This window comes from Citrobacter amalonaticus, from assembly GCF_001559075.2.
GTDB classification, from domain to species: domain Bacteria; phylum Pseudomonadota; class Gammaproteobacteria; order Enterobacterales; family Enterobacteriaceae; genus Citrobacter_A; species Citrobacter_A amalonaticus_F.
In genome coordinates this window covers 360,574-375,006 of sequence record NZ_CP014015.2, presented here as the reverse complement: position 1 = coordinate 375,006, position 14,433 = coordinate 360,574, and the positions used below count along the sequence as shown (strand labels likewise).

The window sequence follows — 14,433 nt, the reverse complement described above, 5'->3', positions numbered from 1 at the left end:
TTTCTGGAGTAAACCACCATGTCTGAAGGCTGGAATATTGCCGTCCTCGGCGCGACGGGCGCCGTTGGCGAAGCGTTGCTTGAAACCCTGGCTGAACGTCAGTTCCCGGTTGGGGAAATTTTTGCGCTGGCACGTAATGAAAGCGCGGGCGAACATCTGCGCTTTGGTGGTAAGTCAGTGATTGTGCAGGATGCGGCCGAGTTCGACTGGACGCAGGCGCAACTGGCCTTTTTCGTCGCCGGCGTTGAGGCCACGGCGGCCTGGGTTGAAGAGGCGACAAATGCAGGCTGTCTGGTCATTGATTCCAGCGGTCTGTTCGCGCTTGAACCTGACGTTCCGCTGGTGGTGCCGGAAGTGAACCCGTTTGTGCTGGCGGACTATCGCAATCGTAACGTGATTGCTGTGCCGAACAGCCTGACCAGTCAACTGCTGGCCGCGCTGAAACCGCTTATCGATCAGGGTGGACTTTCTCGCATCACCGTAACCAGTCTGCTTTCGGCATCAGCGCACGGTAAAAAAGCGGTCGATGCGCTGGCCGGACAAAGCGCAAAACTGCTGAACGGGATCCCCATTGATGAAGATGATTTCTTTGGTCGCCAGCTGGCGTTCAACATGTTGCCGCTGTTGCCGGATCGCGAAGGCAGCGTGCGTGAAGAGCGGCGGATCGTCGATGAAGTACGCAAAATTATGCAGGATGACGGGTTGTTGATCTCGGCAAACTGCGTGCAGTCACCGGTGTTTTACGGTCACGCGCAGATGGTGGCATTTGAAGCGCTGCGTCCACTGGCTGCCGAAGAGGCTCGTGATGCCTTTTCCCGCGGCGAAGACATTGTGCTGTCAGAAGAGAGTGATTTTCCGACCCAGGTTGGCGACGCTTCAGGCAGCGCGCATCTGTCGGTGGGCTGCGTGCGTAACGATTACGGCATGCCGGAACAGGTTCAGTTCTGGTCCGTGGCGGATAACGTCCGCTTTGGCGGCGCGCTGATGGCGGTGAAAATTGCGGAAAAACTGGTGCAGGAGTACCTGTACTGATGTCTGACCTGCAACAATCGCCGGTGTATAAAATTGCGCTGGGCATCGAGTATGACGGCAGCAAATATTATGGCTGGCAGCGTCAGAATGAAGTCCGCAGTGTGCAGGAAAAGCTGGAAAAGGCGCTTTCACAGGTCGCCAATGAACCGATTAACGTCTTTTGCGCCGGACGCACCGATGCCGGTGTGCACGGCACCGGGCAGGTTGTGCATTTTGAAACCACCGCGCTGCGTAAAGATGCGGCATGGACATTGGGTGTAAATGCGAATTTGCCTGGTGACATTGCGGTGCGATGGGTGAAAGCTGTACCGGAAGATTTTCACGCGCGATTCAGCGCCACGGCTCGCCGATATCGTTACATCATCTACAATCATCGGTTACGTCCGGCGGTGTTAGGCAAAGGTGTGACGCATTATTACGAGCCGCTGGACGCCGAACGCATGCATCGTGCGGCGCAGTGTCTGATTGGCGAGAATGACTTTACGTCGTTTCGCGCCGTCCAGTGCCAGTCGCGCACGCCGTGGCGTAACGTGATGCACATTACGGTATCGCGTCATGGGGCGTATGTGGTGGTCGATATCAAAGCGAATGCCTTTGTACATCATATGGTCAGGAACATTGTTGGCAGCCTGATGGAAGTAGGTGCCCACAACCAGCCGGAGAGCTGGATAGCAGAGTTGTTAGCGGCAAAGGACAGAACGCTCGCAGCGGCAACGGCGAAGGCCGAAGGACTGTATCTGGTTGCGGTGGACTACCCTGACCGGTTTGACCTTCCTAAACCGCCCATGGGCCCGCTCTTTCTGGCGGACTAATTTGCGTCGTACAAAGGTATAGGCAACTATGGACCTGATTTACTTTCTCATCGATTTTATCCTGCACATTGATGTGCACCTGGCGGAGCTGGTCGCAGAGTACGGCGTCTGGGTTTACGCAATACTGTTCCTGATTCTGTTTTGTGAAACGGGGCTGGTGGTGACGCCGTTCCTGCCAGGGGACTCCCTGCTGTTTGTGGCGGGGGCGCTGGCGTCGCTGGGCACCAACGATCTCAATGTGCACCTGATGGTGGTGTTGATGCTGATTGCCGCGATTGTCGGGGATGCGGTGAACTACACTATTGGTCGACTGTTCGGCGAGAAGCTATTCAGTAACCCGGACTCGAAGATTTTCCGCCGCAGCTATCTGGACAAAACGCACCAGTTTTACGAAAAACACGGCGGAAAAACCATCATTCTCGCCCGTTTTGTGCCGATCGTCAGAACATTTGCACCGTTTGTGGCGGGAATGGGACATATGTCGTATCGTCATTTTGCGGCGTATAACGTGATAGGCGCGCTGCTGTGGGTTCTGCTCTTTACCTATGCCGGTTACTTCTTCGGCACCATTCCGATGATTCAGAACAACCTTAAGTTGCTGATAGTCGGGATTATTGTGGTATCGATCCTGCCGGGCGTGGCGGAAATTATTCGCCATAAACGCGCTGCGTCACGTGTAACAAAATAGAAACTAACTCGGCGGTTCGACCACTTTTTTATCCAAAGTTTCGGGCTGTTATGTTTTAATGTGCAACATTCATGGTCTGTTGGGGGCAAAAATGGCATTATGCGCCCCCACGGCAAAACTGGAACACACCAGGTTCAGGCAGAAAGGTCATAAATGAGCTGGATTGAACGAATTAAAAGCAACATTACTCCCACCCGCAAGGCAAGCATTCCTGAAGGGGTGTGGACTAAGTGTGATAGCTGCGGTCAGGTTTTATACCGTGCTGAGCTGGAACGTAATCTTGAGGTCTGTCCGAAGTGTGACCATCACATGCGTATGTCGGCGCGTAACCGCCTGCATAGCCTGTTAGATGAAGGAACGCTGGTGGAGCTGGGTAGCGAACTCGAGCCGAAAGACGTACTGAAGTTCCGTGACTCCAAGAAATACAAAGACCGTCTGGCGTCCGCGCAAAAGGAAACCGGCGAGAAAGATGCGCTGGTCGTGATGAAGGGTACGCTTCACGGCATGCCGGTCGTTGCAGCGGCATTTGAGTTTGCTTTCATGGGCGGCTCGATGGGTTCTGTCGTCGGCGCTCGTTTTGTACGTGCCGTTGAACAGGCGCTGGAAGATAACTGCCCGCTGATTTGCTTCTCCGCCTCCGGCGGCGCGCGTATGCAGGAAGCGCTGATGTCGCTGATGCAGATGGCGAAAACTTCCGCGGCGCTGGCAAAAATGCAGGAGCGCGGGCTGCCGTACATCTCCGTGCTGACCGACCCGACAATGGGCGGCGTCTCTGCAAGCTTCGCGATGCTGGGCGATCTCAACATTGCTGAACCGAAAGCGCTGATCGGCTTCGCGGGTCCGCGCGTTATCGAGCAAACCGTACGTGAGAAACTGCCGCCTGGATTCCAGCGCAGTGAGTTCCTGATCGAAAAAGGCGCTATCGATATGATCGTCCGCCGTCCGGAGATGCGCCTGAAGCTGGCGAGCATTCTGGCGAAGCTGATGAATCTGCCGGCGCCAAATCCGGATACCCCGCGTGAAGGCGTGGTGGTGCCGCCGGTGCCGGATCAGGAACCCGAGGCCTGATAACTGAAAAGGGCAGGGCCACAGGCGCTGCCCTTTTGCTTTTCTCAACGTAACGATTTTACGGGCATCATGAATAACAAACGTATTCCTAAAGCCACGTCGCCCCTGGCCTCGTGGCTTTCTTATCTGGAAAACCTCCACGCGAAAACGATCGATCTGGGCCTTGAGCGCGTAAGCCAGGTGGCGGCGCGACTGGGCGTACTGAAGCCTGCACCGTTTGTCTTCACCGTGGCTGGCACTAATGGTAAAGGCACGACCTGCCGGACGCTGGAGTCCGTATTGACGGCGGCGGGGTATAACGTCGGGGTATACAGTTCGCCGCATCTGGTGCGTTACACCGAACGCGTCCGCGTGCGTGGCAATGAACTGCCCGAATCGGCTCACACCGAATCCTTTGCGGAGATCGAAGCGGCGCGTGGGGATATCTCGCTGACCTATTTTGAATACGGCACGTTGTCCGCATTGTGGCTGTTTAAGCAGGCGCAACTGGATGTAGTGATCCTGGAAGTTGGGCTGGGCGGACGACTCGACGCGACGAATATTGTCGATGCCGATGTTGGCATAGTCACCAGCATCGCGTTGGATCATACCGACTGGCTGGGGCCGGATCGTGAAAGCATTGGTCGTGAAAAGGCCGGTATTTTCCGTGCGGGAAAACCGGCGATTGTCGGCGAACCCGAAATGCCCTATACCATCGCCGATGTCGCGCTGGAGAAAGGCGTGCGGTTACAGCGTCGTGGCGAAGACTGGCAGTTTACGGTAACGGAGACGGGCTGGTCCTTTAGCGACCGCCACGGCACTCTGGTGGATTTACCGCTGCCGCAGGTTCCGCAACCCAATGCGGCGACCGCGCTGGCGGCACTGCGCGCCAGCGGCCTGAACGTCAGTGAACAGGCGATCCGCGACGGGATTGCCCGGGCGATTCTTCCGGGACGTTTCCAGATTGTGAGCGAGTCGCCGCGCGTCATCCTTGATGTCGCGCATAATCCCCATGCAGCGGAATATCTCACCGGACGACTGAAAATGTTGCCGAAAAAGGGGCGCGTTCTTGCCGTTATCGGTATGCTACATGATAAGGATATTGCGGGAACGTTGGCCTGGTTGAAAAGCGTGGTCGACGACTGGTATTGTGCTCCGCTGGAAGGCCCCCGGGGCGCAACGGCAGAACAACTGCTGGAACATCTCGGTAAAGGCAGTGTCTATGACAGTGTCGCGCTGGCATGGCATGCCGCTCTGGCAGACGCGAGACCAGAAGATACCGTACTGGTGTGTGGTTCATTTCACACGGTTGCACATGTCATGGAAGTGATGGACGCGGGGAGAATCGGTGGCGAGTAAGTTTCAGAATCGTTTAGTCGGCACGATTGTGCTGGTCGCGCTGGGCGTCATTGTGTTGCCCGGGCTGCTCGACGGGCAGAAAAAACATTATCAGGATGAATTCGCGGCGATCCCGCTGGTCCCGAAACCGGGCGATCGCGATGAGCCGGATATGATGCCAGCGGCAACGCAGGCATTGCCGACCCAGCCGCCAGAAGGGGCGGCGGAAGAGGTACGGGCAGGCGATGCGGCGGCGCCGTCGTTGGATCCGTCACGCTATGCATCAGCGAATAATCCTGAGCTTGATACGACGCCAGCGCCGGTAGAACAGCCCAAACCAAAACCGGTTGAAAAGCCGAAGCCGCAACCGAAGCCACAGCCGCCTGTAGAGGCAACGCCTGCTCCGGTTCCCGCTCCTGCGCCAAAACCGGCGGCAGAAGAGAAACCGGCGCCGACGGGTAAAGCCTACGTTGTGCAGTTAGGTGCGCTGAAAAATGCCGATAAGGTCAATGAGATCGTGGGTAAACTTCGTGCCGCAGGTTTCCGGGTATATACTTCTCCGTCAACGCCAGTACAGGGTAAAATAACCCGTATTCTCGTGGGGCCGGATGCATCACGCGACAAGCTGAAAGGCTCGCTCGGCGAGTTACAGCAAATCTCCGGATTAAGCGGAGTGGTGATGGGGTACAGCCCGAACTAAGTGAGGGTGGTCTGACGACAGCGCTCGGCGTCTTATCAGGCTTCCCATCTTGTTGTTTGTCGGCCGGATAAGGCGTTTCTACCGCCATCCGGCAGTGCCCGAAGAGGCATAAAACGGTATGGCGTTGAAGTTTTTTTCAGCGCCATTTTTATTTACGCACGGGAAGGAAATCCCTACGCAAACGTTTTCTTTTTCTGTTAGAATGCGCCCCGAACAGGACGACAGGGCGTAAAATCGTGGGACACATATGGTCTGGATTGATTACGCCATTATCGCGGTGATTGGTTTTTCCTGTCTGGTTAGCCTGATCCGTGGCTTTGTTCGTGAAGCGTTATCGTTGGTGACATGGGGTTGTGCTTTCTTTGTCGCCAGCCATTACTACACTTACCTGTCTGTCTGGTTTTCGGGCTTTGAAGACGAACTGGTTCGAAACGGGATTGCCATCGCGGTGCTGTTTATCGCGACGCTGATCGTCGGCGCCATTGTGAACTACGTGGTAGGGCAACTGGTTGAGAAAACCGGTCTGTCAGGTACCGACCGGGTTCTGGGGGTCTGTTTCGGGGCTCTGCGCGGCGTGTTGATTGTGGCTGCCATTCTGTTCTTTCTCGACACCTTTACCGGCCTGTCGAAAGGTGAAGACTGGAGTAAGTCACAGCTGATCCCGGAGTTCAGTTTCATCATCAGATGGTTCTTTGACTATCTGCAAAGCTCGTCAAGTTTCTTGCCCAGAGCATAAGCGTTGGGTTGTAGCTTAACGAGGAAAAAGACGTATGTGCGGTATTGTCGGTATCGCCGGTGTTATGCCGGTTAACCAGTCGATTTATGACGCCTTAACAGTGCTTCAGCATCGTGGTCAGGATGCCGCTGGCATTATCACCATCGATGCAAATAACTGCTTCCGTTTGCGTAAAGCAAACGGTCTGGTGAGTGATGTATTTGAAGCTCGCCACATGCAGCGTATGCAGGGCAACATGGGCATCGGTCATGTGCGTTATCCAACGGCTGGCAGCTCCAGCGCCTCTGAAGCTCAACCTTTCTACGTCAACTCCCCGTATGGCATCACGCTTGCCCACAATGGCAACCTGACCAATGCCCACGAACTGCGTAAAAAGCTGTTTGAAGAGAAGCGCCGTCACATCAATACCACCTCAGATTCTGAAATCCTGCTCAATATCTTCGCCAGTGAGCTGGATAACTTCCGCCACTACCCGCTGGAAGCAGACAACATTTTCGCCGCGATTGCCGCGACCAACCGCCAGATCCGCGGCGCGTATGCCTGCGTGGCGATGATTATCGGTCACGGTATGGTTGCCTTCCGTGACCCGAACGGTATCCGTCCGCTGGTGCTGGGTAAACGTGATATCGGCGATGGCCGCACCGAATATATGGTAGCGTCTGAAAGCGTCGCGCTGGATACCCTGGGCTTTGAATTCCTGCGTGACGTTGCGTCGGGCGAAGCGGTTTATATCACTGAGAAAGGGCAGTTATTCACCCGTCAGTGTGCCGAAAACCCGGTCAGCAATCCGTGCTTGTTCGAGTATGTTTACTTCGCGCGTCCGGATTCCTTCATTGACAAGATTTCCGTCTACAGCGCCCGTGTGAACATGGGTACCAAACTTGGCGAAAAAATTGCCCGCGAGTGGGAAGATCTGGATATTGATGTGGTCATTCCGATTCCAGAAACCTCCTGCGATATCGCGCTGGAAATTGCGCGTATTCTCGGCAAGCCGTACCGTCAGGGGTTTGTGAAAAACCGCTACGTCGGTCGTACCTTTATCATGCCGGGACAGCAGCTGCGCCGTAAGTCTGTACGCCGCAAACTGAACGCCAACCGCGCGGAGTTCCGTGATAAAAATGTCCTGCTGGTGGATGACTCCATTGTGCGTGGCACCACCTCAGAGCAGATTATTGAGATGGCACGTGAAGCCGGGGCGAAAAAGGTCTATCTGGCCTCTGCGGCACCGGAGATTCGCTTCCCGAACGTGTATGGCATCGATATGCCTACCGCAAACGAACTGATTGCGCATGGTCGTGAAGTGGATGAAATTCGCCAGATCATCGGCGCAGACGGCCTTATCTTCCAGGATCTGGACGATCTGATCGACGCCGTCCGTACCGAGAACCCGGATATTCAGCAGTTTGAATGTTCCGTGTTTAACGGCGTATACGTTACGAAGGATGTGGATCAGCAATATCTCGATTTCCTCGATTCTCTGCGTAATGACGATGCCAAAGCGGTTCAGTTGCAGAACGAAGTTGAAAACCTCGAGATGCACAACGAAGGGTAATTCTATCGCCTGGAAAAGCCCGCGGTCGTGAGATCGCGGGCTTTTTGATTTTTAAACCTCGTTGACCCAGATCCGCATTTCGCCTTCGCCACGGTTGGCCCAGCTAAACCACGGAATAAAGGTTAAGGTCTGTTTCTCTATCGCCGTCTGGCGATGGTCGAAGCTGTACAGCGGTTTATCTTGCTGGGGCGTCAGCACGCGAAGTCCCTCCGTCTGCAGCACTATTTTGCCCTTTAATACGCCAACGCCCTGAACTTCTCGCAGCTTGCTCTCTTTTGGTAGCGACAGATTATGCAGCTCGCTGCCGTTATCCACCTCTTCAAGACAGTAAACCAGCGGCCCGCGCTGAATGGCTACCTTACCAGCGTTGTGGCGCACCAATGGGTTAGCATAGACACGGCGGATGGTCATCGGCAGACGCAGCGTAATGACATCTTCTTGTTGCCACTGACGAGTGATATGCAAATAACCCTTCAGCTGTTCACCCTGTGCTTTTTCGCCGTTGACGAACACCTGCGGGGCTTCACACCATTCTGGCAGACGCAACGCCAGAGTATGCCAAACGGCCTGCGGGTTATTAACAGTAATATTAACCTCTTCATCCCACGGGTAGTTACCGCTGATTTTCAGCGCCAGAGGTTGGTTGTTAATGGTGAACTGCGCTTCGCTCCCGGCGTAGAAATTGATAAATAACGCGTCCTGGCGCGGGGTGAAAAGGTAGTGGCCGATAGCGACCAGTGTGCGTGCGATGTTCGGCGGGCAACAGGCGCAGCCGAACCAGCGCTGGCGAACGGGCTTGATATGGTCGTAAATATGGTTATGCGGGATGCTCTTCGGGTGCGTTTCCAGTGGGTTAACATAGAAGAAGTGCTTACCGTCCAGCGCCATCCCGCCGAGCACCGTGTTGTAAAAAGCGCGTTCCATTACATCGGCATAATGCGCATCGCCTTCCATTTCCAGCATTCTGCGGGCGAACATCATCAGGCCAATTGAAGCGCAGCTCTCACCGTAGGCGGTATCGTTTGGCAGATCGTAGTTGCTGGTAAAGGCTTCGCCGATCCCCTGCGAGCCGATACCGCCGGTAATATACATCCGGCGCTGGACCGTATTGTTCCAGATTCGCAGGCAGGTCTGCCGTTTATCTTCGTCATTTGTCATGCGGGCGATATGTGCCAGGCCGGTCATCAGGTAGACCGACCGTACGGCATGCCCAACCGCTTCGCTTTGTTCGGAGAGCGGTTTATGTGCGTGAGTGTAAGTTTTGTCTTTTATCATCCCCGGCCAGGCATCGCCCCAGTTGATCCAGTGTCGGGTGCCACCGCGTTTTTCGAATTCAATGTCGTAATAGTAAGGTTGTTTACCGCGTTCTTCGACGAAGAAGCAGGCCAGCGCTTGATAGCGAGGTTCCCGGGTGATTTCATACAGGCGCATAAGCGCCAGCTCGATTTCTGGATGTCCTGGATAGCCGCGAAGTTGACCAGAATTTGGACCAAAAACGGTGTCAATGTAATCGGCAAAACGGCAGGAGATTTCCAGCAATCGGCGTTTGCCCGTGGCGTTATAAAAAGCGACAGCCGCTTCGAAGAGATGTCCGGCACAGTAAAGTTCATGGCATTCAGCAAGGTTAGTCCAGCGCTGGCCCGGTTCTTTGACGGTGTACCAGGTATTGAGATAGCCATCTTCACACTGCGCCTGCGCCAGCAGTTCAATTACTTCGTCGGCGGTCTGTTCCAGAACTGCGTCAGGTTTTTGGCTCAAGGACCAGGCGACCGCCTCAAGCCATTTGGTGACGTCGCTATCCTGAAAAACCATACCGTAAAATTGGCCATCCTCTAATCCCGCAGCAATGCGGTAGTTAGCCAACGCATGGCTTGGCTCCGCATCAGGAATGTTGTCGTTAAGCGCTTCCCACTGATAGGGGATGACGACATCGCGAATCAGACGCTGATACTCCCCCAGGAAAGGATCGGTAACGGTAATTCGGTTCAGGTCGGCTTCAATTACTTCAGACTGCATCATGTTTACCTCAGGAAATTTGACTATGTCTTTGGTGAAGATCGGTGGAGATACGTTTCATCATCGGGTCATTCAGACGGCACTTCAGCAAGCACAGAGCTAGCACCAGGTGGAAAATTGCCGGTACGACGCTTTGCAACAGGGTGATGCCCTGAATAGAGGCTGCGGTCTGGTTTTCCAGACCGGGGCGGTAGGCGACCAAAATCAGCAGCAGGCTGATGATGCCGCCGGAGGAGGCCCAGGAGAGCTTGATGAAAAAGAGGTTAAAAGCGAAGTTCATCCCGGAAGAGCGCACGCCGTTCTTCCATTCGCCGTAATCATCGGCGAAGGCCATAATTGAGAAGTGCAGCGGCAGGGTGAAACCAAGCACAATGTTGTTAATCAGGATACAGACCAGCCATAGCGTCTGGTGCTGCGGCCCGATTGGCAGGAACCACATCGCCAGGCCGAAAATAACCAGCACCAGATTAGTGTGGAAATACAGTTTGACCATATCTACGCGGCGGGAAAGTGGGTTGACGATGACTGCGCCGATAATCGCGGCCAGCGTGACGATGGCAAAAAACAGTGACATAAAGCCAGCGTTGCCCTGTAGCGCATAGGAGATGAAGTACATGTAGCCGCCGCCGCGAATACACAGAATATTCACCAACAGGAAGGACATAACCAGCATCATTAGTAATTGGTCGTTTTTGCGCAGTCCTTGCAGATGCTGACGCAACGTGAACTTCCCGGCCAGCGACAGAGGTACGCGCTCTTTGACCCAGAAAAAGCACAGCAAAAACATTACCGCGCCAATCCCGCACAGCACGGTCACACCATACTGGTAGCCTTTAGCCAGATTGCCCTGACCAAAGAATTCGACCATCCACGGTAGTCCGACAGAGACCAAGAAGCCGGCGATGCCGCTTAAGACAAAGCGCCATGACTGGCAGGACATGACCTGATCGTGACGGTTGGTCATCGCGTTAATCAGCGCGCAGTAGGGGACGTTGTTGGCGGTATAGCCTACAGAGAGCAGGAAGTAGGTACCGAAGGCCCAGGCGATTTTCATATTCGGACTCATCTCCGGCACGGTAAACGTCAGGATCCCGATAACCGCGAGCGGAACAGCAGTCCATAGCTGCCACGGGCGAAAACGACCCCAGCGGCTTTGGGTTCTGTCAGCAATAACGCCCATAACCGGGTCGGATACCGCATCAACAATTCTCAAGGTAAAAAACATGGCGCCGACGATGGCCGGGCTAAGGCCAAATACATCGGTGTAGAAAAAAAGCAGAAAGCCGCTGATCAAATCAGAGATGCAGTGTCCACCAGCATCTCCCAGCCCATAGCCTATTTTTTCGCGGGTGGAGAGCGTTTCGTCCGCATCAACTATCAGCACATCAGTGTCCAGATTATCGGCTGTAGCCATCATCAATCCTTATTTGCTTAGCAAGGGTAAGAGTTCAAAAGTCATTACGACGCATCTCTGACTATTTTTAGTAAACTTGTTGCGTTCTTGAGCATAGATCTGATCTCTGTTTTCAATACATTCCTGACTTTTACACTTGTGATTTTGATCTTTATTTTTACTAAAAATAATTTTTTAATGCCGATCTACATCACACTTAAGTGTGTGTTAAGCGAAATGGTTTTAAGTTTTTGGATAAAATAAACTTAATTTCTACGAGAGAAGGTCAGGGTAAAATGCATTTGGGAATGGATATCGGCGGCACAAAAATTGAAACTGTTGTGTTGGATAGCTCGGGCTCCGTGGTCTGGCAACACCGGATTTCGACGCCGAAAGCGAGCTTTGAACAGTTCTTGCAGGGCGTCATTGGTGAAGTACAGCGGGCGCAGGATAAATCAGGTGAGAAGGTCAGCCTTGGCTTCGGTTTACCAGGGGCGATTGAACCGGGGTCTTGTTTAGTAAAAAATTCAAATATTCAGGTTGTTAATGGGCACCCGTTGCGTGAACTCCTGAGCGACTATTTTTCTCAGCCGGTTGCTGTTGTTAACGATGCCAACTGTTTTGCGCTCTCAGAAGCGATAGACGGCAGCGGTGCCGGTTATGAAGCTGTATTCGGGGCGATACTCGGTACCGGCTGTGGCGGTGGTGTGGTGGTTCATCAACGTTTATTGACGGGGCCGAATGCCTGTAGCGGCGAATGGGGGCATAATCCTTTGCCGTACTATTCGGCTGAAAAAGACGGGCCTTCGCATTTGTGTTACTGCGGCCAGCATAACTGCGTGGAGTCGTTTATTTCCGGTAGCGGGCTGGCACGACAGTTTCACCTGTTAAACGAGAGTGCCGGAACCGCCGAAGAGTTGGTGCAGCGGATGCGTGAAGGACGTCCTGAAGCGCTCTTTCTGTGGCGTCGCTTCCGCAATCAAGTGGCGCGCGCTTTCGCTAACATAGTTAACGCGCTCGATCCCGATGTGATTGTGATAGGTGGAGGGCTGTCAGGCGTGAGTGAGCTATATAGCGATTTATCGGCCGAGATGGCACAGTACGTATTTGGCGGGCGCTGCGTAACGCCAGTTCTGGCGGCGAAGCATGGCGACAGCAGCGGCGTACGCGGTGCCGCATGGGCTGGAGAGCAGACGCTGAAAGGATAATCGGCATGAATCCCGTAAAACAGGTGAAACGAACGGAATGGTAAAAAAGACCAGAATTAAAGATATTGCGACGGCCTGCGGTGTTTCGATTGCTGCGGTCTCCAGGGCATTGAAGGGGCAGCCGGGACTTAGCGAGGAGACTCGCCAGCGGATCCTGTCGATAGCGGAAGCCGAAGGTTATGATTTTAGCCGCCTGCGTAGCGGACGCATTAAGCGACTGCTTTTTTTACTACACCGGGAACACAATATTGCCAGCGCGCTGCCGTTCTATTCGGTTGTGATGCTCGGTGTTGCTGATGCCTGTAGAGAAAATGAAATTGCGATGAGCTTCCAGCCCATTGGCCCTGGTGATTCGGTTGGTGAGCTGATTAATTTGCATCAGCCGGATGCGCTGATCTGCGCGGGCTATCTGGAAGCTGAGGTTCTGGCGGAGCTAAGGAAAACAGCATTACCTGTCGCTCTGGTTGACCTGTGGGCGGCGGATTTTCCGTGCGTTAATCCCGACAACTATCATGGCGGTTTTGTCGCCACTCGTCACCTACTGGAACAGGGAAGAAAGCGCATCGCTTTGCTGGGCCATTCGCAGCGCCATTACAGTATTCGCCAGCGCACTGAGGGCTATCAGCAGGCGCTGTTTGATGCCGGAATCTCACTTTCTGCGGACTATCGGGTCGAGGTTCCGCCGGTCAAGGAGATAGAGCAGGCGCTGGTAGACGGTATGGAAAAGCTGTTAGCGCTACCGCAACCGCCGGATGCTATCTTTGCTTATAACGATATGGCAGCGCTGGTAGCTATGCGGGTCTGCGCGCGCAAAGGGCTCAAGGTACCGGAAGAGATGGCGATTGTCGGTTTTGATGATATTGAAGCCGCTGCCTGGGCGTACCCGCCGTTAACCACGGTGGCTATTGATAAGCGAGAACTTGGCCGCGATGCGTTCCGTCTTTTACTGAGCGATGAGGGGGAGAGAAACCTGCTTCTGCCGGTAAGGCTGGTGGTTCGTGAAAGCTCGTTGCGGTTGCGTCCGGAAGCATAATCCGGCAAAGTCTGCGCCATTGTGTGAAAGGGGCAATCATCGTGAAGCGACTCATTATTGGTATTTCGGGAGCCAGCGGCGCCATTTACGGCGTGCGACTGTTACAGGTTTTGCGCGATGTACCGGATGTTGAAACGCATCTGATCATGAGCCAGGCCGCCCGCCAGACGCTTTCTCTCGAGACTGACTTATCGCTGCGTGATGTTCAGGCGCTCGCTGCCGTGACGCACGATGCGCGCGATATCGCCGCCAGTATCTCTTCCGGCTCTTTTCAGACCGCCGGAATGGTTATCCTGCCGTGTTCAATTAAAACGCTTTCTGGCATCGTTCACAGCTATACCGATGGCCTGTTGACCCGCGCGGCAGACGTGGTGTTAAAAGAGCGCCGCCCGCTGGTGCTGTGTGTTCGGGAAACGCCGCTCCATCTGGGGCATTTGCGCTTAATGACCCAGGCGGCGGAAATTGGTGCGGTCATTATGCCGCCGGTTCCGGCGTTTTATCATCGTCCTCAGACGCTGGATGATGTGATAAATCAGACAGTTAATCGCGTTCTCGATCAGTTTGATATCGCCCTCCCGCAGGACCTTTTTACCCGTTGGCAGGGGGCATGACATTGCCCCGTCGGCGTGCCTTTTTGCATCAATTGCCCTGTTTCAGGGCAATTTTGTAACCGCGATCATATCCTCAACATTTAATTCGCTAAATCCATTCGAAACGCTGCGGTTCATCCGTCAGACCTGCTATCTTCAACATCAGGACAATATTGCAACGTTTTATTAACATATTTAACGTCGAATATCCCGAGCGGCGCGAAAATGGCATAAGACCTGCATGAAAAAGCCTGCAAACACACAACACAACGTAAAACATAATAAAGT

13 protein-coding genes are annotated in these 14,433 nt (G+C 54.0%); 11 read left to right on the top strand and 2 right to left on the bottom strand.

Annotated elements, in window-relative coordinates:
- Window positions 1-18 precede the first annotated feature (18 nt).
- The 8 genes from AL479_RS01785 to purF all read left to right on the top strand — a co-directional run bounded on the left by AL479_RS01785 (window position 19) and on the right by purF (window position 7,905).
- Window positions 19-1,032 (top strand): aspartate-semialdehyde dehydrogenase, encoded by a 1,014-nt coding sequence (locus tag AL479_RS01785; RefSeq protein ID WP_061074839.1) that lies wholly within the window; start codon window positions 19-21, stop codon window positions 1,030-1,032.
- Window positions 1,032-1,844: a tRNA pseudouridine(38-40) synthase TruA gene (truA, locus tag AL479_RS01780; RefSeq protein WP_061074838.1), complete on the top strand. Its 813-nt coding sequence runs from the start codon at window positions 1,032-1,034 to the stop codon at window positions 1,842-1,844. The genes AL479_RS01785 and truA overlap by 1 nt, the downstream gene beginning before the upstream one ends.
- Window positions 1,845-1,872: 28 nt before the next feature.
- Window positions 1,873-2,532, top strand: coding sequence for a DedA family protein (locus AL479_RS01775; protein WP_105291712.1), 660 nt, complete (start codon window positions 1,873-1,875; stop codon window positions 2,530-2,532).
- Between the two features lie 153 nt (window positions 2,533-2,685).
- Window positions 2,686-3,600 (top strand): acetyl-CoA carboxylase, carboxyltransferase subunit beta, encoded by a 915-nt coding sequence (gene accD, locus AL479_RS01770; protein ID WP_061074837.1) that lies wholly within the window; start codon window positions 2,686-2,688, stop codon window positions 3,598-3,600.
- Window positions 3,601-3,669: 69 nt separating this feature from the next.
- The gene (folC, locus tag AL479_RS01765) at window positions 3,670-4,938 is read left to right on the top strand and encodes a bifunctional tetrahydrofolate synthase/dihydrofolate synthase (RefSeq protein WP_061074836.1); all 1,269 of its coding nucleotides are present in this window, start codon (window positions 3,670-3,672) and stop codon (window positions 4,936-4,938) included.
- Window positions 4,928-5,617 (top strand): cell division protein DedD, encoded by a 690-nt coding sequence (gene dedD, locus AL479_RS01760; protein WP_061074835.1) that lies wholly within the window; start codon window positions 4,928-4,930, stop codon window positions 5,615-5,617. Before folC ends, dedD begins: the two co-directional genes overlap by 11 nt.
- A 247-nt stretch (window positions 5,618-5,864) precedes the next feature.
- On the top strand, window positions 5,865-6,353 hold the full coding sequence (cvpA, locus tag AL479_RS01755) for a colicin V production protein (protein WP_046483084.1): 489 nt from the start codon (window positions 5,865-5,867) through the stop codon (window positions 6,351-6,353).
- A gap of 34 nt (window positions 6,354-6,387) precedes the next feature.
- Complete coding sequence (gene purF / locus AL479_RS01750) at window positions 6,388-7,905, top strand: amidophosphoribosyltransferase (protein WP_061074834.1); 1,518 nt, start codon at window positions 6,388-6,390, stop codon at window positions 7,903-7,905.
- Between the two features lie 51 nt (window positions 7,906-7,956).
- On the opposite strand, the gene AL479_RS01745 is transcribed toward purF, so the two are convergent.
- Together AL479_RS01745 and AL479_RS01740 are read right to left on the bottom strand one after the other, a co-directional pair.
- Complete coding sequence (locus tag AL479_RS01745) at window positions 7,957-9,924, bottom strand: glycoside hydrolase family 127 protein (RefSeq protein WP_061074833.1); 1,968 nt, start codon at window positions 9,922-9,924, stop codon at window positions 7,957-7,959.
- Between the two features lie 7 nt (window positions 9,925-9,931).
- A complete protein-coding gene (locus tag AL479_RS01740) occupies window positions 9,932-11,335 on the bottom strand; it encodes an MFS transporter (protein WP_061074832.1) in 1,404 nt (467 codons plus the stop codon).
- Window positions 11,336-11,610: 275 nt separating this feature from the next.
- Between AL479_RS01740 and AL479_RS01735 the strand changes: the two genes are divergently transcribed.
- From AL479_RS01735 to AL479_RS01725, 3 genes are read left to right on the top strand one after another with little or no spacing between them, the layout of a single operon-like run.
- Complete coding sequence (locus AL479_RS01735; RefSeq protein ID WP_061074831.1) at window positions 11,611-12,522, top strand: ROK family protein; 912 nt, start codon at window positions 11,611-11,613, stop codon at window positions 12,520-12,522.
- 37 nt (window positions 12,523-12,559) lie between these two features.
- The gene (locus tag AL479_RS01730; RefSeq protein WP_061074830.1) at window positions 12,560-13,555 is read left to right on the top strand and encodes a LacI family DNA-binding transcriptional regulator; all 996 of its coding nucleotides are present in this window, start codon (window positions 12,560-12,562) and stop codon (window positions 13,553-13,555) included.
- 41 nt (window positions 13,556-13,596) lie between these two features.
- Window positions 13,597-14,166: a UbiX family flavin prenyltransferase gene (locus AL479_RS01725; RefSeq protein ID WP_061077910.1), complete on the top strand. Its 570-nt coding sequence runs from the start codon at window positions 13,597-13,599 to the stop codon at window positions 14,164-14,166.
- The last annotated feature ends 267 nt before the right edge of the window (window positions 14,167-14,433 follow it).